Annotated in this window: 21 protein-coding genes; 5 read left to right on the forward strand and 16 right to left on the reverse strand. The window is 54.4% G+C overall.

All coding sequences use genetic code 11. From position 1 onward, the window contains the following. Positions 1-293: 293 nt before the first annotated feature. The 3 genes from aspA to B0G52_RS30000 all read right to left on the reverse strand — a co-directional run bounded on the left by aspA (position 294) and on the right by B0G52_RS30000 (position 3,328). On the reverse strand, positions 294-1,712 hold the full coding sequence (gene aspA / locus B0G52_RS29990; RefSeq protein ID WP_094050112.1) for an aspartate ammonia-lyase: 1,419 nt from the start codon (positions 1,710-1,712) through the stop codon (positions 294-296). Between the two features lie 144 nt (positions 1,713-1,856). Further along, a complete protein-coding gene (locus tag B0G52_RS29995) occupies positions 1,857-2,132 on the reverse strand; it encodes a hypothetical protein (RefSeq protein ID WP_094050113.1) in 276 nt (91 codons plus the stop codon). After that, complete coding sequence (locus B0G52_RS30000) at positions 2,132-3,328, reverse strand: NAD(P)/FAD-dependent oxidoreductase (RefSeq protein WP_094050114.1); 1,197 nt, start codon at positions 3,326-3,328, stop codon at positions 2,132-2,134. Before B0G52_RS30000 ends, B0G52_RS29995 begins: the two co-directional genes overlap by 1 nt. A gap of 240 nt (positions 3,329-3,568) precedes the next feature. Here B0G52_RS30000 and B0G52_RS30005 point away from each other — a divergent pair, with 240 nt between their 5' ends. Further along, positions 3,569-4,564, forward strand: a complete 996-nt coding sequence (locus B0G52_RS30005) for an NAD(P)/FAD-dependent oxidoreductase (protein ID WP_094050115.1) — start codon at positions 3,569-3,571, stop codon at positions 4,562-4,564. 313 nt (positions 4,565-4,877) lie between these two features. Here B0G52_RS30005 and sda read toward each other — a convergent pair whose 3' ends face one another. Both sda and B0G52_RS30020 read right to left on the reverse strand, forming a co-directional pair. Continuing rightward, complete coding sequence (gene sda / locus B0G52_RS30015; protein WP_094050117.1) at positions 4,878-5,021, reverse strand: sporulation histidine kinase inhibitor Sda; 144 nt, start codon at positions 5,019-5,021, stop codon at positions 4,878-4,880. A 262-nt stretch (positions 5,022-5,283) separates the two neighbouring features. Continuing rightward, entirely contained in the window at positions 5,284-5,955 is a 672-nt protein-coding gene (locus B0G52_RS30020; protein ID WP_094050118.1) for a YheC/YheD family protein, read from the reverse strand. 210 nt (positions 5,956-6,165) lie between these two features. Here B0G52_RS30020 and B0G52_RS30025 point away from each other — a divergent pair, with 210 nt between their 5' ends. Then, on the forward strand, positions 6,166-6,702 hold the full coding sequence (locus tag B0G52_RS30025) for a hypothetical protein (protein ID WP_094050119.1): 537 nt from the start codon (positions 6,166-6,168) through the stop codon (positions 6,700-6,702). A gap of 4 nt (positions 6,703-6,706) precedes the next feature. On the opposite strand, the gene B0G52_RS30030 is transcribed toward B0G52_RS30025, so the two are convergent. The 6 genes from B0G52_RS30030 to B0G52_RS30055 all read right to left on the reverse strand — a co-directional run bounded on the left by B0G52_RS30030 (position 6,707) and on the right by B0G52_RS30055 (position 11,012). Next, positions 6,707-6,994, reverse strand: coding sequence for an aspartyl-phosphate phosphatase Spo0E family protein (locus B0G52_RS30030; RefSeq protein WP_094050120.1), 288 nt, complete (start codon positions 6,992-6,994; stop codon positions 6,707-6,709). Positions 6,995-7,633: 639 nt separating this feature from the next. After that, positions 7,634-7,777: an XkdX family protein gene (locus tag B0G52_RS30035; RefSeq protein WP_094050121.1), complete on the reverse strand. Its 144-nt coding sequence runs from the start codon at positions 7,775-7,777 to the stop codon at positions 7,634-7,636. Next, positions 7,734-8,165: a hypothetical protein gene (locus B0G52_RS30040; protein WP_198960758.1), complete on the reverse strand. Its 432-nt coding sequence runs from the start codon at positions 8,163-8,165 to the stop codon at positions 7,734-7,736. Before B0G52_RS30040 ends, B0G52_RS30035 begins: the two co-directional genes overlap by 44 nt. A gap of 98 nt (positions 8,166-8,263) precedes the next feature. Beyond that, positions 8,264-9,343 carry a hypothetical protein gene (locus tag B0G52_RS30045; RefSeq protein WP_094050122.1) on the reverse strand — a complete coding sequence of 360 codons (1,080 nt, stop codon included), beginning with the start codon at positions 9,341-9,343 and terminating at the stop codon, positions 8,264-8,266. Positions 9,344-10,160: 817 nt separating this feature from the next. Further along, a complete protein-coding gene (gene erpA / locus B0G52_RS30050) occupies positions 10,161-10,520 on the reverse strand; it encodes an iron-sulfur cluster insertion protein ErpA (protein ID WP_094050123.1) in 360 nt (119 codons plus the stop codon). 57 nt (positions 10,521-10,577) lie between these two features. Beyond that, entirely contained in the window at positions 10,578-11,012 is a 435-nt protein-coding gene (locus B0G52_RS30055; RefSeq protein ID WP_143762673.1) for a hypothetical protein, read from the reverse strand. Between the two features lie 270 nt (positions 11,013-11,282). On the opposite strand from B0G52_RS30055, the gene mqnE reads away from it, so the two are divergent. After that, positions 11,283-12,386 carry an aminofutalosine synthase MqnE gene (gene mqnE / locus B0G52_RS30060; protein WP_094050125.1) on the forward strand — a complete coding sequence of 368 codons (1,104 nt, stop codon included), beginning with the start codon at positions 11,283-11,285 and terminating at the stop codon, positions 12,384-12,386. A gap of 76 nt (positions 12,387-12,462) precedes the next feature. Then, complete coding sequence (locus B0G52_RS30065; RefSeq protein WP_094050126.1) at positions 12,463-13,521, forward strand: NAD(P)/FAD-dependent oxidoreductase; 1,059 nt, start codon at positions 12,463-12,465, stop codon at positions 13,519-13,521. Positions 13,522-13,533: 12 nt separating this feature from the next. Here B0G52_RS30065 and B0G52_RS30070 read toward each other — a convergent pair whose 3' ends face one another. Next, positions 13,534-13,806, reverse strand: coding sequence for a YuzB family protein (locus B0G52_RS30070; protein WP_094050127.1), 273 nt, complete (start codon positions 13,804-13,806; stop codon positions 13,534-13,536). Positions 13,807-13,908: 102 nt separating this feature from the next. Here B0G52_RS30070 and B0G52_RS30075 point away from each other — a divergent pair, with 102 nt between their 5' ends. Beyond that, the gene (locus B0G52_RS30075; protein ID WP_094050128.1) at positions 13,909-14,151 is read left to right on the forward strand and encodes a NifU family protein; all 243 of its coding nucleotides are present in this window, start codon (positions 13,909-13,911) and stop codon (positions 14,149-14,151) included. Between the two features lie 52 nt (positions 14,152-14,203). On the opposite strand, the gene B0G52_RS30080 is transcribed toward B0G52_RS30075, so the two are convergent. The 4 genes from B0G52_RS30080 to B0G52_RS30095 form a co-directional block, all read right to left on the reverse strand. Then, positions 14,204-14,974 carry an SDR family oxidoreductase gene (locus B0G52_RS30080; RefSeq protein ID WP_094050214.1) on the reverse strand — a complete coding sequence of 257 codons (771 nt, stop codon included), beginning with the start codon at positions 14,972-14,974 and terminating at the stop codon, positions 14,204-14,206. A gap of 33 nt (positions 14,975-15,007) precedes the next feature. Then, a complete protein-coding gene (locus B0G52_RS30085) occupies positions 15,008-15,718 on the reverse strand; it encodes a Cthe_2314 family HEPN domain-containing protein (protein ID WP_094050129.1) in 711 nt (236 codons plus the stop codon). Positions 15,719-15,825: 107 nt separating this feature from the next. After that, positions 15,826-16,776, reverse strand: coding sequence for a COX15/CtaA family protein (locus B0G52_RS30090; protein ID WP_094050130.1), 951 nt, complete (start codon positions 16,774-16,776; stop codon positions 15,826-15,828). Between the two features lie 162 nt (positions 16,777-16,938). Then, positions 16,939-17,283, reverse strand: coding sequence for a thioredoxin family protein (locus B0G52_RS30095; RefSeq protein WP_094050131.1), 345 nt, complete (start codon positions 17,281-17,283; stop codon positions 16,939-16,941). Positions 17,284-17,323 lie beyond the last annotated feature (40 nt).

Genomic DNA, 17,323 nt, shown 5'->3' on the forward strand with positions numbered 1-17,323 from the left:
CAATCGTTGCCGAACACGTGCCGAATGCATCAGTCTTAATACTTAGCCTACGCCAGCTCCCACTGATCTCAAGGTGGGGGCTATTTGACGCTTACTTTTGCAGCATCGGGTTTCCTATTTTACTTCAAAATCGATTGGACCTACGCTTAAAGCGTAGCATTTGAGGGATCGAATTCAAATGACTTCCCCCCCTCCTGACACACCCTCTTATTGCGAACCCCTTCAGAAGACATAAAAAAACAAAGCCCGCGCCTTCTCCCCCAATCGGGAGCCGGCGCGGGCTTTTTCTATGCTCAGACTTGTTCCCTCAGCAAATGCTCTCCCGCGATTCCCGGAGTCGTCATCTGAATCGGGTCGAGAATCTCGTCCATTTCCTCCTGCGTCAGCAAGCCTTTTTCCAAAATCAGCTCTTTGATCGTCATTCCCGTCTTCATCGCTTCCTTCACGAGCTGCGCCGCCACGTCGTAGCCGAGATGCGGATTCAGCGCGGTCACGATGCCGAAGCTTCTGTCGACGTACGCCTGGCACCTCGCGCGGTTCGCTTCCATTCCCTCCAGCGCGAAGCGGTTGAAGACGTCCAGCGATCTCTGCAGCACCTGCAGCGACTGCAGCAGATTAAAGGCGATAACCGGCCCCATGACGTTCAGCTCGAACTGCCCCGCCTCGGAAGCCATGCAGATCGTATGATCGTTGCCCATCACCTGGAACGCGACCTGGTTGACGACCTCGGCCATAACCGGGTTCACCTTGCCCGGCATAATCGAAGATCCCGGCTGTCTCGGCGGAAGCAAAATTTCATTAAGCCCGACAAGCGGCCCGGAAGCCATCAGGCGAATGTCGTTGCAGATTTTGGACAGATTGACGGCGCATACTTTCAGCGCGGCGGACAGCTCCGTATAAGCGTCCGTATTCTGCGTCGCATCGACGAGATCCGGGGCGGATACGACCGGGATTCCCAGATCGCCGGCCAGATGCTCCACGACGAGCCGAATGTATTCGGGCGTTGCGTTCAGCCCCGTGCCAACCGCCGTCGCGCCCATGTTAACCGCGAGCAGCCCTTCGGAGGCCCGCCGAATGCGTCCCATATCCCGCGCCAGCACCTTCGAATACGCGCCGAACTCCTGGCCCATGCGAATCGGAACCGCGTCCTGCAGATGGGTCCTGCCCATTTTGATCACGTCGTCGAACTCCGCTTCCTTGCGGACGAACCCTTGGCGAACCTCCTCCATCGTGTCCAGCAGTTGCCCGGTCAGACGATGAGCCGCTATGCGCAGCGCGGTCGGAATCGCATCGTTCGTCGATTGCGACATGTTGACGTGGTTGTTCGGATTGCAGTGAAAATAGTCCCCTTTGGCATGCCCCATCAGCTCCAGCGCCCGGTTGGCCAGCACCTCGTTCATGTTCATGTTGATCGAAGTGCCCGCGCCTCCTTGGATCGAGTCGACGATGAACTGGTCCGACAAACGCCCTTGCGCGATCTCGTCCGCAGCCTGCACGATCGCTTGTCCGATTTGCGCGGGCAGCCTCTTGAGCTGCATGTTCGCCTGGGCGGCCGCCTTCTTCACGCCGGCGAGCGCGATGACCAGCTCGGGATGAACGGGCACTCCCGTAATCGGAAAATTTTCCACCGCACGCAAAGTCTGAATTCCGTAATACACATCTTCAGGCACTTCCTTGCTTCCGATCGAATCTTTCTCTGTCCGTCCCGGCATCTCTCTTCTCCTCCCTAATCTGGCTGTCCGCCTTACCCCTTTATTGTACACGGAAACGCAAACAAGCATAGCTGAAGCGCGTAAAAAAAGCCGGTCCTCGCGCGCGCTCCTTGCAGGGAGAACGTTCGAGTCCGGCTTGTTCGATTATTCTTCATCTTCCATCGCGCGCATCTGGGCTTCCCATTCGGCGCGACGCTTCTCTTCCAAATATTCCTGCGTCATCCGGTCGCGGGCCCGGCCCTTCTCCTTCAGCCGTTCGATGCCCGGCTGGATGAGCAGGTCCACTTCGGCCTGTACGATGGCGACGAGGTCGTAGCGCTTCTGCGTCTCCAGATAAGAGCCCACTTCCATCAGCGCGTTGTAACGGTCCAGTTCGTCTCGCGTCAACAGGCCCCGCACTTGCACGCTGCAGTGTCTCATTACAGGAATTTACCCTTGCGCAGCACGAGCGGAATACCGCCGATGATGAACAGATAACGAAGGTCGATCATCTTCTTCAGCCATGCAGCCGTACGGCCTTTGTACTTCTTGCCGAACGCCAGGCCGATCGCCTCGCCTTTGCCGAGCGAAGCCACGGCGCCTTTGTTGTGGAACACGAACGGCTTAAGCGGCTGGTTGCGGATCGAAGCGACCAGGTTGTGGGCGCAGTTGACGCCTTGCTGCATCGCGATCTGAGCCGTCGGCGGATAAGGACGTCCGCCGTCCGGGTTGAACACGAGCGAGTTGTCGCCCAGCACGTAGACGTTGTCGTGGCCCGGAGCGCGCAGGAACTCGTCGACTTTCACGCGGCCTCTCATCGTCTCGAAGCCGGCTTCCTCGATCAGACGGTTGCCGCGAACGCCGCCCGTCCAGATGACGGTCTGCGACTTGATTTCTTCGCCTTCGCCGACGATAACGCCGTCCGCCGTGCACTCCTTGACAGCCGTGCCTATGCGGAACGTAACGCCTTTCTTCTGAAGCACTTGCATCGCGTACTCGACCAGCTCCGGATCGAAGCCCGGAAGCGCGGTCGGAGCCGCTTCGATGTTGATGATCTTAACGAGCGATTGGTCGACGTCGAACTGCTTGCACAGCTCGGGAATGCGGTCGGCCAGCTCGCCGATGAATTCGATGCCCGTGAAGCCGGCTCCGCCAACGATAAACGTCAGGTAATCGGTACGGTGCGGCTCGCGCTTGAAGCGCGCGAATTGATATTCGATATGTTCGCGGATGAGGCGAACGGAGTTGATGCTGCGAATGTTGAACGCATGCTCGATCATTCCCGGAATGCCGAACGTTTCCGGCTCGCCGCCCAGACCGATGATCAGATAATCGTAAGAAAGCGTTCCGTCTTCCAGAATGACCTTGCGGTCTTGAGGACGGATTTGCACGACCGTCGACTTGACGAAGTCGATCTTGAATTCGTCGATCAGCTTGGAAATGTTGACGCGCGCGTTCTCCGGGTTGTCCGTTCCGGCCGCAGGCATGTGCAGATGAGTCGTGATGTAATGATAGTCATGCTTGTTGACCAGAGTGACGTCCGCTTCATTATAATTCAATTCCTTCTGCAGACGAAGCGAGGTCAATACACCGCCGTAGCCTGCGCCCAGAATGACGATCTTAGGTATACTGCTCATTGATGATCCCATCCAATCCCTTTGTGTGATTAGTTTGTGAAAAATTACACAATCCCCTTCGCTAAGCCACTTAGCGAAACTCTAGTGTTGATCATATCGGCTTTTCCAACAATTTTCAAGGTTCTTTTTCACGAATATATTTGGGCATCCGTACAAAAAGCTTTCTTCTCTTTGTCGACAAGTTTATAATGGAAACGTTTAGTAACGACTATCGGCATCATTACGCGGAGGTGTGGCATTTTGAATTCCAGCAATACGCCAGTCGTCGACGTCGCGATTATCGGAGGAGGACCGGCCGGGTTGTTCGCGGCTTTCTACGGCGGCATGAGGAAGATGTCCGTCAGCCTGATCGAAAGCATGCCTCAACTCGGAGGCCAGCTGGCCGCTTTGTATCCCGAGAAATATATATATGATGTAGCGGGATTTCCCAAAGTGACCGCCCAAGAGCTCGTCGACAACCTGAAAACCCAATTGGAGCTTTTTAAGCCCAACGTTTATTTGGAAGAAAAAGTAGCGAAGCTGACCAAGCTCGAGGAACGCCTCTTTGAAATTGTTACCGATAAAGGGGTTCACCATGCACGCGCCGTCATTATTGCGGCGGGCGTCGGAGCGTTCGAGCCCCGCAAGCTGGAGCTGCCCGAAGCGGCGGCGTACGAGAAGGCGAACCTGCACTACTTCGTCAGCGATCTGGAGAAGTTCCGCGGGCAGAAGGTGCTGCTCAGCGGCGGCGGCGACTCGGCGCTCGATTGGGCGCTCATGCTCGAGCCGATCGCGGAGCAAGTAACGCTCGTCCATCGTCGGGACAAATTCCGCGCCCACGAGCACAGCGTCGAACTTCTCAAGCAATCCAGAGTCAACGTCGTCACCCCTACGGAAATTACCGCTTTGCACGGAGAAGGCGCGATTTCCCGCGTCAGCCTGACCGACGTGAAATCCGGTGAAGTCACCGAGCATGAAGTGGATGCGGTCATCGTCAACTTCGGCTTCGTCAGCTCGCTCGGCCCGATCGCGGAATGGGGCTTCGAGATCGACGGCGGCTCCATCGTCGTCGACTCCCGTATGGAAACGAGCATCCCCGGCATTTTCGCCGCAGGCGACATCACCACCTATCCGGGCAAGCTGAAGCTGATCGCCGTCGGATTCGGAGAAGCGCCGACCGCCATCAACAACGCCAAAGTGTATATCGATCCGGACGCGAAGCTGTCTCCCGGACACAGCAGTAATATGAAATTTTAACCGAAACGCGATCATGCGAAACAATAAGGGCATCCTATCTTAGGACTACCGGTAACGCCGGCCTAAGGAGGATGCCCTGTTTGATATGTCCGGTCTGCAACGCTTTAAGCCCCCTAGAGATTTCTTGTCCGAATTGCGGTTCCGCAACCGAAGACGAAGGTCGTGCGAGCGATTGGAGCGGTCCCTATTCTCCCTACGAACCCGAGCTCGTCTCCTTCGGGGAACCTCCCGCCGAAAGGTCGACTTGCCAGCATGTCGTCCGCTGCGTCGGCTGCCAACACGAATTTCCGGTGGAAATTGTCGCCTGGCATGTCTAGACGACCCTTTCTTCGGGGACCGAAAGCTCTCTTCGCCGGATTTCCGTCCGCAGCAAACGTACGAACTCCCTGTCCAACCGCATGCGCAGCGCGCTCCGATAAGCGTCCAACAACAGTTCATCGGTTAACAACGGCAACATGACCCCACACCCTCTCCTTAGGTTTGTGAAGGCATCATAGCATGCCCGGAGCAGGGTGGACAAGCCGACAATTATCCACAAGGGGATGTGCGTAAGCTGTGTGTATTTTGTTGAAATCTGCCTTAAAACCTTAATTCTTCGGTGTGCATATTGTGGATGAAGTTATGCACAGGTTTTTCGGCGATTTGCCTATAAAGAACTTTCATGACCGCAAAATATTCTATTACTGCTTTCTATAGAAAATATTGTCGATTCCTCTCGTTTACTGCGGTCGAGTATTGACTTCCAGCATCCAAATATGTCCCTTCCGGTCGATGCCATAGTCGTACCCCAGCTGTCCGATCCCTGGATAACGGCTCTCGAGCAGCGCCGTTGACGTTTTCGTCAAATGTCGCATTTCGCTCTTCTTTTTTTTGACAAGTCTCGGCGACAGCGAACGGCGAATGCCTTGCGCGGCCGTCATTTGCGTGCCTCCCCGGCACAGATTGGTGACGAACAATCCTCGTCTTGCCAACCTCCCGACCATCGACCGGTACGTCCATGCTCCGTTTTCCTTCACATACTTCACCCGATAATCGATCGGTCTTCCTCCGATCGTCGCAAGGCGGATGCCTTTTTGAATCAAATAGGATCTCTTGAGACGGCTCGCGTTCAACGCTCTCATCAAGCTCTGGAACGACGAAAAGGTTCTTTTCCTGGATTTATACGTAAGTCTGTAGGACGAGCCCAGCTTCTCGATTTTCATGACGCCGATTCCCCCGCCGCCCCTTACCGGCTTGACGACGACCATTCCGTAACGGGCGGTCATCTTGCGCAGGTTGGCTGCATTCAGCAGCCTTGAAGGCGGAATATGCCTGGCGACATAGGGATTTGAGCGCAAGGCGTTCGTCTTCACCCATTTGTTGGCCAATTGACGGCTGATCGTTACCTCCATCTAACGGCTCCTTTCCTGAGGGTATGATTATACATACTCAACTCGGGGGACAGGTTCTTGGATGGATGACGCCGGAGATTCGCCCCAATTTGCGACGATGCTTGGAAAAATGACGAGCCTTGCGGTCGAAAAAGCCGGAAAATCAACATGAAGGCCGATATTCGGGCATACGGTATAAGGGAGTTAGATTCGCCAGGGGAGTGAATTCGTATGAGCGGTACGAAGAGGAAGGGGCCGCTCTCGCCTTTGACGTCCGCGCTGCAAGCTCTGATGGGCCGTCTGAGGTCTTTCGCGTTCGATCGGGGAGAACAACGCAGATTTATCGCGGAAGCCGCTGAAAGCCCGCGAGATCCGCCGTCGGATGCGCTGGAGGAGGAAGACGCGGCCGTACCGGAAACGGATCACGGGTTCGACGGATTCGATGGGCTGTCGGACATTCCGATCCCCGAGGAAGCCGAAGGGTTACACGCGCTTGGCACGAGCACGCCCGACCGCTTCGGTTATTTGTGCACGTTCGGTCTGCTGAGGAACGCCGAAGAAGCCGGCGACTATTATCGACGGGCGTTTCGGCAGCGAAGCATGGAGTTCGCCGAGTATACGGACGGATCAACCGTCAACCTGATGGGCGGCAATGACTTGTGCAGCTTGCTCGTCGGAATTTTCCCCCGCGACAACTTGGAAGACGGAGTCACGGTCACCCTGACCTACGGCGTTAAAAAAGCAAGCAGTCCGTTGTCCGGCCGATAGACCGTTATACGTGCACGGACAAATTCGTGGCGCGCCGCGGGCGATACACGAACGTATAGCCGTTGCTGGCCGTTCTCGTGCGTTTGCGGCATTTTTCATAGCGGTTTAATTGCTCGTCGAGCAGCTGGGAAATTTCCAGCACCCGCGAATTGCGCATATCCGCCCCGTTTTTGACGTAAGCCAAAATCATCTCGTTGCGCAGGTTTTCGATATTGCGCTTGATGACCTTCAACTTCATTTCGCGAAATTCCACTTTCAGCTCCCTCTCCCGAATGGCGTTGCCATTTTCCATATCATGTTACAACTTATCATAAAACGAAAGTTTTTGGAAAGTTCCACAAGAAATATTAAGCAAATGTTAGGGTGTTCGTCAATACTAAATAGTCGATTTAACAAAATTAAACGAAGAACGCAAAAGGCGGCTTTCCCCGCGGCCTGCGGGCGTTATTTTATCGTCCCTTCACGCGTCGGAGGGATTTGGACGAATGCCGTCGAATCGTTGATTTTATAGGCAGAAAATTGAGTCGGAGGCCTTATTGCGGAGGATCATTTTCGGGCCGTGGTGAAGCCGGGGCTGTCCGCTGGTGGAACTTTTCTTTTTTTGCTAGTTGTGACGTTTGTATTGGAGGTTTCCGTGTGAAGGGTTTCCAGATATTTGTATTTTGTTAGCTGAGGTGGACTGGATAAAATATCCAAATTATGAACTGCAACATTGGCAACACGACGTCGGGACAATTCCTTGGACTTGGGGGAGTTGATGGCGTTGCTTACTTTGACCAAGCAGAATCTTATGGTTCGTCTGCCCGGTAAACGCAAAAAAGCGGCTCACCCTCGGATTTTCAACCTAGTGGTTGTTGATCCTTGAGTGAGCCGCTTCAACTATATTGGATATAGGACGGTTTGGACGCCGCAGTATCGTTGAGCATTCCTGTTATGCTGTTCCTGCGTAGGACTCGGCCGTGATCGCCTCATACTGTTCCTCGTTGATCTTGCCCGCTGCAACAAACTTTCTAACGTCCGCTTCATCATACCTACCGGCGTCGTAGTGCCGTTTTAATATTGCGTACCAGTCCATCTATAGCACCTCCTTTTTTATCGACGAGTTCGAGCAGCAATGCGGCTTGCTCGGCTTCAGACTGCGCCAACCTCCGCTCCAAGCCGTCGAGTCGGATTTTTTCGTTGACGAGTTCGAGGGCTAGCATTGCGTTCTCGTTTTCGAGATCGGCAATCGATGCAGAGAACGCTCGTCTAGGTATCGGCGGCTCCTCCGCTGCTTCAGGATCAGGATACGAAAAAAGCAGCGACGGAGTCTCGCCGCTCACGTCTACTCGGTATCCGGTGCATGTTGCAAAATCTTCCGCACACTCGCCATAGCCTAGATGTAAGCAGCCGACTGTTGATGGAACACGTTCTGCCAAGGCGGCGTAGACGGTGAAATCCTGTTCTATCGTTGTTTCGGACACGTAACCACTGGTACTCCTCTTTTCTCCAGTATCGACAATGAGACATCCCGTCAAAAAGTCATAATAAATCTTTCTTCCAATAGTAACGTACAACAATCTCACCCCAATATCATATAATTATGAACAAAATTACTAACCGATACTGGCAAAACTACTGTTGAGGATGAGACGACCATATTACCACCTGCCCGGAAATGACGTGGTGCCGCAATTTGAGATACGACAGCTATCGCGACAATCAAGGCACTAGAGTTCAAATAACCGAATTCAGTCGTATCTTGCCAAACAGTCCATCCGTTCGTTGTGCCATTTCCAGGGGCACAGACAAAGATGAATTTAGGCATAAAGTTATGTCCTGTGATGGTTATACTTCGAGAATATTCTGTGCCGCCGGAGTAGCCTACATAAACATCTGGTGCGTTATTTGATGTCACACTTCCAGTCACAATAACTTTCGGATCCAAGGTTCCTAAAAGACCGAACATATTTACGCCTGATTTAATATTCTCAGTTGTAAAATTTGATTCTGCTCTATAAACCCAGTCTGAATTACCATCGTAATATCCAGTTGGAGGTTTAAGATATAACCTAATTCCCTCTACTGGTTCCATTCCTATCGCCAGATTGTCTCCTGCGCGGTGGTGCATTGTACCCAATGTTCCCGCAATCGTCGTTCCCGTAAGCACCTTATCCGGCGGAACAACAACAGCCGCAACTTGCCCACCTCCTCCGTGCTTACCTGCCGGAATCGTCTGTGCGGTTGGCCCTGGTGTAAACGACATATTCCCACGGTCGACCATCGTCCCCGTCAACTTAGTCCCGTCCGCACCGTAAGCCGTTTTAGACGCCACAATGTCGGCTGCGGACGCTGTCGCGTCACTCGTGTCTGGACCGACCGGAATCGCTTCGATATTTCCGGCCATTTCTGCAAAAGTATCTTCCGCGTCCGTAGGTACACCCTTGTCAGTGATCGCGGACGCGATTACAGCTTTGCCGTCACTGACATTTGTAAAAAGCTCCGCAATCGCACCCGCAGCATCCTTAGCCGTCGTTGGAACTCCCGCCAGATCACCCAATGCCGAATCAATCTTATCCATGTTTTCATTAATGACGGTTATGTCCGCATTTTCGCTCTCTTGCGGTTTCTTTAGGCCCGTATGCGGCGTCATTTCAGGCATCTGCTTCAACTCCTTATTACCGTCTGGATTGAGGTAAGACCTCTTACCCATTAGTGGCAATCGTACGACAAGCCATATACCCTGAGAAAACTAGAAGAGCGCAATCCACCTACATGAACATTTCACTCTCGCTCAACTCCCTTAAACAGAGAACGTTAGTCGAAAAAAACGGTTAATTCCTCTCGAAAATTCTCTTTCTGACTCGAGTTACTCGACAAAATCGATTAATTCCTCTCGAAAAGCCACTTTCTGACTCGAGTTACTCGACAAAATCGGTTAACTCCTCTCGAAAAGCCACTTTCTGACTCGAGATACTCGACAAAATCGGTTAACTCCTCTCGGAAAGCCACTTTCTGACTCGAGATACTCGAAAAAACCGGTTAACTCCTCTCGAAAAGCCACTTTCTGACTCAAGATACTCGACAAAATCGGTTAACTCCTCTCGAAAAGCCACTTTCTGACTCGAGATACTCGACAAAATCGATTAATTCCTCTCGAAAAGCCACTTTCTGACTCGAGTTACTCGACAAAACCGGTTAACTCCTCTCGGAACACCACTTTCTGACTCGAGATACTCGACAAAATCGATTAATTCCTCCCGAAAAATACGCTTCCTAGCCCGATCTCCTCTCAACCAACCTCAAGAGAACACAAAAAAGACCCCCATAACGATTAGTCGAGGACTAACATCGTCACAGAGGCCGTAATCTACAGCCCATTATTGGTGCAGCTTACACCAGATCGACTCGGCGGAACCGGTGAACAATCACCTAACTAAGCGCGTAAGCGAACTGCCGTCACCAATCCTGTCGCCCAATCAGCAAGGCTCCGCAGCAGGATTGCCCGCTTCCGTAGCCGTTCTAAAGCTCGAGCCGCAGCCGCAAGTGGCGGTGGCGTTCGGATTGTGGATGGTGAAGCCGCCGCCCATGGCGGATTCCTTCCAGTCGATCTCCAGGCCGCGCAGGTACTTCATGCTGTCGCTGTCGACGACAACCTTCACGCCGCGAACTTCCAATTCGCTGTCGCCTTCATGAACTTCGTCGTCGAAGCCCATGCCATATGAGAAGCCGCTGCATCCGCCTTCCTGTACTCCAATGCGCAGAAACAAATTCGGAATTTCTTCCGCGGCAAGCATTTCCTGTATTTTCTCCGTAGCCGATTCGCTGATGTTCACCATTGTCGGTTCCCCTCCTTAAGTGCTACCGTTCTCCTCTACAGTATACTCCAGAGAACTCTAAGCCTCAAGAGAGGTATCGCCCGCCGTCTGCTGAGCGATCGCCTTCAGCTCGATGCGGCAGCGGAATTGCCCTTTCTCGTTCAGCAGAAAGTCGGCCAATCGGCGAAAGACGAGCGCAAGCTCCTGACCGCCGGATTCCGTGTCCAGCGTATAGCGGAACTGGTCGGCGGACAAGCCGCGAGCTCCGCCCTTCTCGGCCGAGAGCGCTCCCGTCGCCTGCATCCTCTTCCATTCCTTCGAAGGCTCGAACTTATCCGATTTGCGCACGATCTGCTCGTAAATGCGCTGTTTCTTGAGCCACATATAGTATTGAATCGGATTGTTCAAATTCCAGGCCTGGCTTAAATCCTTGATCGTGTAAGCCGCCCGGTACTGTTGCAGCGTTTGAATCTTCTCGGCTTCGTCCATCTTCTCCAGTTCGCTGAGTGGCAAAATGTCCGGTTTCAGTCTAATACACCGCCTCGTTCGATATTTTCATTTCTACATTAACCATAATTTTCTTATTATTCAAGTTGATTCCCTCTTTTGCCAGGGTTTATACGTTTTCTATTTCCAGTTGCCGTAAGGGGGGTTCAGGTTTATAATGTTTACAGGTTGTTCACATTTGGCTTTATTTGATTTTTTGGAAAGTTCTTTTTTTCACAAATAGTCGATTTTTCTGTCGCGCTATTTGGTATACCATTACGGCTGGAGGCGTATGCCATGACTCTCGTTACGACGCACCCTGACCGCCAAATGGCGGAAATCGCCGACAAAGTCCGGAACGGCGAACGCCTGTCTCTCGAAGACGGGGTTTTCCTCTATCGTTCCGACGATTTGCTGACGATCGGGCAATTGGCCAACGAGGTAAACTTAAGGAAAAACGGCAAAAAGGTTTATTTCATCGAGAACATGAGCCTTTATTTTACGAACGTATGCGAAGAGCGCTGCGCGTTCTGCAACTTCCGCAAAGACGAGGGACAGGAAGGCGCCTATACGCTTTCTCCTCAGGAAATGATCGATTACGTCGAGCAGCACATCCATCCCGGCGTTCGCGAGTTCCATATCGTCGGAGGCCACAATCGCAACGTTCCGTTCGAATATTATGTCGAATCCCTGCGGGCGCTCAAAGCGAAGTACCCTGACGTCACGCTTAAAGCCTACACCGCCGCGGAGATCGACTTCTTCTCCCGCCATTCCGGCCTTACTTACCGGGAAGTGCTCGAACGTTTGATAGAAGCCGGCCTGGAGACGCTGACCGGCGGCGGCGCGGAGATTTTATCGGACCACTACCGTAAAAAAATGCGCGTGCACAAAGCGAACATCGAGCAGTATTTGGAGGTTCACCGGACGGCTCACAACCTCGGTCTCCGCACGCATACGACGATGCTGTACGGCTCCGTGGAGACGCTGGAAGAACGCGTGCAGCACATGATTCATATTCGCGATCTGCAAGACGAGACGAACGGCTTCCAGGTGTTCATCCCCCTCTCCCTGCAGCCGATCAGCCCGAAAGCGAGCATTCGCCGCAGAAACTCGGCTTACGACGATCTCAAAGCGATCGCGATCAGCCGGCTGATGCTTGACAATATTCAACATATTAAAGCCTATTTCATCAATATCGGCACGCAGCTCACGCAGATCGCCCTCACGATGGGGGCATCCGACGCGCACGGCACGATCGTGAAAGAGAAGATCAGCCACGCGGCGGGCGCGCTGACTCCGGCCGGCATTACCCGGGAAGACCTGGTGTGGCTCATCAAGGGCGCCGGACGAATTCCGGTGGAACGCGATACGTTCTACAACGAAATGAAAATATACGAGTAATTCGGAGTTCCCCGTCGGGTAGACGGGGACTCTTCTGTGTCATACTAAGGCTAACCGACATCAAAGGAGATCAAGTATGAGCAAGGTCGTTATTTTAGGCGGCGGGTACGGAGGAATGACGGTCGTCCAGGAGCTTCTGGAGCATATTCCCGACGACAAGCAGCTCGTTCTCGTCGAACGCATGCCCTATCAAGGCTTGAAAACGGAGTATTACGCGCTCGCGGCAGGCACGGTGTCCGATCTGGAAATCCGCGTCAATTATCCCGTTCATCCGCAACTGCAAATGGTTTACGGCAATATTACCGATATCGATCTCGAAAATAAAATCGTGCGCGTCGCCAACCAGGAGCCGATCCCCTACGATTCGCTCGTCATCGCGCTCGGCTGCACGGACAATTACCACGGCATTCCGGGCGCGTCTGATTACACGTGCAGCATCCAGTCCTTGTCGGCGACCCGCCGCACGTTCCAGCAGATCAATGACATTCGGCCTTACGGCCAACTGACGATCGTGGGAGGCGGCCTCAGCGGCGTCGAAGTGGCAGCAGAATTGCGCGAGAGCCGTTCGGACATCAACATCCGCATTCTCGATCGCGGCAACAGCGTCATGTCCGCTTTCCCAGGCAAGCTGCAGGAATACGTAGCCTCCTGGTTCCGCCAGCACGACGTGGAGATGCGTTCACACATCAGCATCACGTCGCTTGAGCCAGGCATTATCCATAACGGCTCAGAATCGATTCTAACCGACGTTACCGTCTGGACCGCGGGCATTCAGCCGGTTCCGCTCGTCCAGCGCATGGAGCTGCCCAAAGATCCTCAAGGCCGTCTCGTCGTGAACGAGTACCATGAGCTGCCCGACTACACTCACGTCTACGTCATCGGCGACTGCTCCAGCCAGCCGTTCTCCCCAAGCGCGCAGCTTGCCGGAGCGCAAGGCAAACAAGTGGCCGAGGTGATCCGTACCCGCTGGCAGGGCAAAGACCCGAGACTGGGCCGCATCAAGCTGAAAGGCGTACTCGGCTCGCTCGGCAAGAAGGCCGGCTTCGGTCTGATGGGAGCGACGCCTCTGCTCGGCCGCATCCCGCGGATGCTGAAGAGCGGAGTGCTGTGGAAGAGCAAGCGCCACTTTGGCTGATCGCCCGCTCCGTCACAGATCGTCCAGCAGCTTGTCTAAGGCGTTCCGTTCTTCCTCTTGCTGACGGATCGCCTCCAGTACGAGCTCATACAGCTGCTCGGGCGTCTCGGCGACGACGCTCTCGCCGTTCACCAGCGCGTAAGGCGACAGGAAGCATTCTCCGCAATTGCCGAGGCAGCCGTATTCGATCACTTCGACCTCGACGTCCGGCAGCTGTTCGAGCTTTCTAAGCGCCTCATCCGTTCCGTGGTGAGCGTTGCTCACGCAAAACTCCACGACGTTCATAAACGTTTCATTTCCTTTCTTTATGGCAAAAATGCTAAACATGGTCTGTTTGAAAATGATTCTTTTTGTACTATAATAGGACTATGAAAGGAGTGGATGATCATGAGTACAAATGCTCCAAGCATGTACGACGAAGTAAGCGACGTTCTTGACAAGCTGCGTCCGTTCTTGCAACGCGACGGAGGAGACGTCGAACTCGTCGACATCGAAGACGGCATCGTCAAGCTGCGTCTGATGGGCGCTTGCGGCAGCTGCCCAAGCTCCACGATCACGCTCAAAGCGGGGATCGAGCGCGCGTTGCTGGAAGAAGTAGAAGGCATTCAGGAAGTCGTTCAAGTGTTCTGATTTTCCTTCATTGGAAGCGTAGAAGGTCCTGCCGATCCGGCAGGACCTTTTGTCATCGCTTCAGCATCGTGCGGATCGGGTCCAGCCCGCCCGACACGTCGATCGTGTTGCCCGTGATGAAGTCCGATTCCGGCATGCACAGGAAAGCGATCATGCGCGCGACGTCCTCTCCGCTTCCCGGCCTTCCGCGGGGCGACTCCTCGTCCATCAGTCCGACGACGTCCGCGATGCTCTTCTCCTTGTTCTCGCCCCGGATATCCCCCGGGCAGATCATGTTCACCGTAATTCCGCTGGCCGCTTCTTCCACCGCAAGCGTTTTCGTGAACGACACGAGACCGACTTTGGCCGCCGCGTAGACGGCCCTGTGAGGCCAGGATCTCGCTTCCGAAGCGTGGCCGAAGCCGAAATGAATGATTCTCCCCCATTGCCGCGCCCGCATGCCCGGAAGAACGCGGTGATCCATCAGCATCGTGCCGACGAGATTGCCGTTCATCAAGTAATGGATGTCGTCCGTCGAATAGTCCGCGAACAAGCGGCGCTCCCGGATGAAAGGGCCGGCGTTGTTGACGAGAATGTCGATTCCTCCGAACATCTTCTCCACTTCGGATACCAGCCGCTCCGAATCGCCCTCGACCGCGATATTCGCTTGAATCGCGTACGCTTTGCGGCCCAGAGCCCCGATCTCTTCGACGAGCCGCTCGGCCTCGTCACGGCTGTTCACGTAATTGATCGCCACATCGCATCCATGCGCGGCCAGCTCCAGGGCGGTGCGTCGTCCCAGTCCTTTGGCGCTGCCCGTGATCAGCGCGGTTTTGCCCAACAGCTTCAAGCGGTTCCCCTCCGTCTCGTCGTAGGCTTACTCGATGCGGCGCAGATAGGCGCACCCGTAACGAAAAGCGATATGCAGCGAGCCTTGAACCATGGCCCATCCTTGATCCAGATCCTCCATGTTGGAGCCGAGATTTTCGAGCGTTCTGCGCGCTCCGTTGTTCGCCAGGCTCTGGGACAGATCGTCCTTCAGCTCCGCGTTCATCTGGTGAATCTCGATGTTCCTTCGGCTGCGCAGGCGGCTCATCGCGCCCTGATGCCGCTCCTTGATCTCGTTCAGCGGCTTCGCCAGCTCCGAATGAAGTCCATTCTGTCTCATATTCCGCAGCATCGTAAAATAGGAATAGTGGGCCTTGATCCGCTCCGTCCGCAGACCGAGCAGTTGATTCAGCAGCGTTCCCAGCTTGTCCAGCAGGGCAAAAAAGCGGATATAGGCGTTTTTATCGAAATACACATGGCGCTCGTAGCTTGTTCTTTCTTCGGCCGTTAAGTCGTCGATCCGGAAGTGGCCGATCTGCTGCGCGTATTTCTTGGCTGCGTAACAGCTTTGTTCGAGCTCGTCCATCGAGCGCAGCAGCCCTTCCGCCCAGATCGCGAAAGTGCGGTATTTCTTCGCCTGTTCCGGTTGACGGTCCGCAAGCGCGGCGCAGCGCCGGGCAAACGCTTCGATGGATCGGACCGTCTCGAGCGATCTCCCCGTCCATTCGCGCGGCCATTCTCCGAACAGAACCCTAAGCAATGGCTCTCCCCCCAGCATCGGATAACACGTCTTGTCCCATTGTAACGCAAAAGAGACGGCGCGCTCAACCGGACTCCGGTTCCGCGCCGTCTCTCGAACGATTTCGGCTATTGTCTCATCGTTTGCTTCATTCGGATCGCCAGCAGCACCAGCATGCTGAACAGAGCCGATATGATCACCGTATGCAGCAGACCGGTAAATACGTAGGCGTCTTCGTTCGTAAACGTAAAGGACAGCAATCCCCCGCTCAAAATTTGCAGGATGACGAGGATCAGCGCCTTGTTGCCGATTGAAGCCAGCTCCGACGATGCGCCCGCGGTTTTGCGGACGTAGAACGCGACGATCGCGATCAGCACGAACAGCAGCAGCGCGGCCAGACGGTGCGCAAACGCGACTGCGGTCGATCCGGACAGCTCGGGTACGATCTCGCCGTTGCACAGCGGCCATCCTTCGCATGCCCCTCCGGAGCTCGTGTGGCGGATGAACGCGCCGAGGTAGACGACGCCGTAACAATAAACGATAACCGCGACAAGGCCTTTGTAGAGCCTCACAGGAACCGATACGGCGGAGGCTTGCTTGCCGCTCTGCGCCGCTGCCGGCGCTTGACCGCTCTGTTCCTCGGTTTGGCGTTTCACAAGCTTATAGAGCAGCCACGTACAGGTAAAGGCAAACAGCGAGATGCCGAAGTGAAGCGCCATGACGATCGAAGATTGCTCCCATTTGACCGCCATTGCGCCAAGAATGGCTTGCATGACGGTGAACAGCAGCGCTCCTCCGGCGTAGAGCAGATTTTCGCGACGGCGCGCCGGTTTCCAGAAGCGGGTAATCAGATAAGTCGCTCCGACGAGCAGGCCGACGATTCCGCTGATCATGCGGTGACTGTATTCCACCATCGATTCTACCGTATAAGCGGGAACGAATTTACCGTTGCACAGCGGCCAATCCGTGCCGCAGCCGCGGCCGGAGTCGGTATTCGTTACGAGAACGCCCGCGATCAGAACAAGAAACATGCCGATGCAGGTCAATAAGGCGAACAGGCGATATCTTTGGAAAGTCATGCGTATCCCCAATTTCATGTGAAAGTTGGCTCAAGGTGCCCGTACCCATTATACCGAACCTCCCACGCTAAAACCATGTTCATAATGTGAACATTGGCAACGCTCGGTGAGACGCTCCTCTTCCGAAGCAATGGGAAAGGCCGCCCGTGGGGCGGCCTCCGTTCAACCCGCGATCGCGCCGGATACTTCGACGGCCCGGTCGAGGAACTGTTCGATTTCTTCGCGCGTCTTGCGCAGCTTGCTGACGAATCTGACCAATTCGCGGCCTTGGCGGAAAGCGATAAAGCTCGGAATACCCAAGATGTTCAACTCTCCGCACAGATCCGGCATATCGTCCCGGTCGATCTCGACCATCGTCAGCCGATCCGCGTACGCCGCTTCCACCTCTCCGATGAACGGGTCGATGAAATGGCAATCCTTGCACCAAGTCGTCTTGAACACCGCTATCGTCAGCCGATCGCCCGCAATCCGTTCGCGGAACTCTTGCTCGTTCGTTATTTTCTGCATGGGGTCCACTCCTTCTGTCTGTCCTGATGCTATTATAACG

It is taken from the genome of Cohnella sp. SGD-V74 (assembly GCF_003001675.1).
Lineage (GTDB): Bacteria > Bacillota > Bacilli > Paenibacillales > Paenibacillaceae > Cohnella.

Bases quoted from the DNA above. Each gene is read 5' to 3' on its own strand.
- B0G52_RS30095 (WP_094050131.1), bottom strand. From the start codon at position 17,283: ATGCAGAAAATAACGAACGAGCAAGAGTTCCGCGAACGGATTGCGGGC.
- B0G52_RS30030 (WP_094050120.1), bottom strand. From the start codon at position 6,994: ATGGAAAATGGCAACGCCATTCGGGAGAGGGAGCTGAAAGTGGAATTT.
- B0G52_RS30000 (WP_094050114.1), bottom strand. From the start codon at position 3,328: ATGAGCAGTATACCTAAGATCGTCATTCTGGGCGCAGGCTACGGCGGT.
- mqnE (WP_094050125.1), top strand. From the start codon at position 11,283: ATGACTCTCGTTACGACGCACCCTGACCGCCAAATGGCGGAAATCGCC.
- B0G52_RS30035 (WP_094050121.1), bottom strand. From the start codon at position 7,777: ATGGACTGGTACGCAATATTAAAACGGCACTACGACGCCGGTAGGTAT.
- erpA (WP_094050123.1), bottom strand. From the start codon at position 10,520: ATGGTGAACATCAGCGAATCGGCTACGGAGAAAATACAGGAAATGCTT.
- B0G52_RS30025 (WP_094050119.1), top strand. From the start codon at position 6,166: ATGAGCGGTACGAAGAGGAAGGGGCCGCTCTCGCCTTTGACGTCCGCG.
- B0G52_RS29995 (WP_094050113.1), bottom strand. From the start codon at position 2,132: ATGAGACACTGCAGCGTGCAAGTGCGGGGCCTGTTGACGCGAGACGAA.
- sda (WP_094050117.1), bottom strand. From the start codon at position 5,021: ATGTTGCCGTTGTTAACCGATGAACTGTTGTTGGACGCTTATCGGAGC.
- B0G52_RS30045 (WP_094050122.1), bottom strand. From the start codon at position 9,343: ATGCCTGAAATGACGCCGCATACGGGCCTAAAGAAACCGCAAGAGAGC.
- B0G52_RS30075 (WP_094050128.1), top strand. From the start codon at position 13,909: ATGAGTACAAATGCTCCAAGCATGTACGACGAAGTAAGCGACGTTCTT.
- B0G52_RS30065 (WP_094050126.1), top strand. From the start codon at position 12,463: ATGAGCAAGGTCGTTATTTTAGGCGGCGGGTACGGAGGAATGACGGTC.
- B0G52_RS30090 (WP_094050130.1), bottom strand. From the start codon at position 16,776: ATGACTTTCCAAAGATATCGCCTGTTCGCCTTATTGACCTGCATCGGC.
- aspA (WP_094050112.1), bottom strand. From the start codon at position 1,712: ATGCCGGGACGGACAGAGAAAGATTCGATCGGAAGCAAGGAAGTGCCT.
- B0G52_RS30020 (WP_094050118.1), bottom strand. From the start codon at position 5,955: ATGGAGGTAACGATCAGCCGTCAATTGGCCAACAAATGGGTGAAGACG.
- B0G52_RS30070 (WP_094050127.1), bottom strand. From the start codon at position 13,806: ATGAACGTCGTGGAGTTTTGCGTGAGCAACGCTCACCACGGAACGGAT.